The 869-nt window shown below is 35.9% G+C and carries 1 protein-coding gene; it reads left to right on the top strand.

Going from position 1 to position 869, the window contains the following annotated elements; translation table 11 throughout:
• Positions 1-346: 346 nt before the first annotated feature.
• A complete protein-coding gene (locus tag L2764_RS27400) occupies positions 347-766 on the top strand; it encodes a helix-turn-helix domain-containing protein (protein ID WP_248943485.1) in 420 nt (139 codons plus the stop codon).
• Positions 767-869 lie beyond the last annotated feature (103 nt).

Here is an 869-nt window from a genome sequence, read left to right as displayed (position 1 = left end):
AGTGACATCAAGAAATGAGATAATAAGGTGATCCTAGGCTTGTTCCAAGATAAAGAAGTATTTAAAATAGATGACAACTTGCTGATAGATTTAATAATTTCATTTTATAATTGTTTTTTAGCAAAAACATTATAACCAAATTAAGCATATGTATCAGCAAGTTACTTTAATTCTGTTTGGTAGTTATTCTTCGTTTTGTCGTGTACAGGGAGAGGCATTGATGGATTATACCAATCTAAGTAAAAATATGACCTAATTGTATTTATCACATTCTCTTTATGAGTTATTATGGATAACCTTAAAAATATCGACTTTAATTCACTCACACGAAAAAAAATTGATTCAAATGAGAATGCGACTCCTTGCGCTCGCTCATTTTCAAGATGGAAAATCTAGAACGAAAATTGCACTCTCTTTAAAAGTGAGTAGAACGAGTGTTAACAAGTGGGTAAAGACTTTTTTAGAAGAAGGCTTAGCCGGACTGCAAGAAAAGCCACGCACAGGCAGACCCGCCTACCTTATCGGTAAACAGAAAACTCAACTTGCTGAATATATAGAACAAAGAGCAGGTAATACCCAAGTAGGTGGACGATTAACAGGGGCAGATATTCACCGGTATATCCAATCTGAATTTGGGAAAAATTATTACCCTGACTCTATCTACTATTTATTGAATCATATGGGATTTTCGTGGATAACCTTACGCTCTAAACATCCAAAACAATCCATTGACTCTCAAGAAGCGTTTAAAAAAATTCCAAGTTAACTTACCTCCGGCAAAGCCGGAGGCTTATTTGGGTGACGCCCTAAAAGGGCTTAAGTCCGTGCCCAAGGCACTATCTACATTCCGAGTTTTAATTGATCCCGAT

The sequence above is a fragment of the Shewanella surugensis genome, assembly GCF_023284005.1.
Taxonomy (GTDB): domain Bacteria; phylum Pseudomonadota; class Gammaproteobacteria; order Enterobacterales; family Shewanellaceae; genus Shewanella; species Shewanella surugensis.
The sequence above is the reverse complement of the archived record's forward strand: the minus strand, read 5'-3'. Positions and strand labels throughout refer to the sequence as shown.

Excerpts from the sequence above, each read along its gene's own strand:
- L2764_RS27400 (WP_248943485.1), top strand. The coding sequence starts at position 347 with ATGAGAATGCGACTCCTTGCGCTCGCTCATTTTCAAGATGGAAAATCT.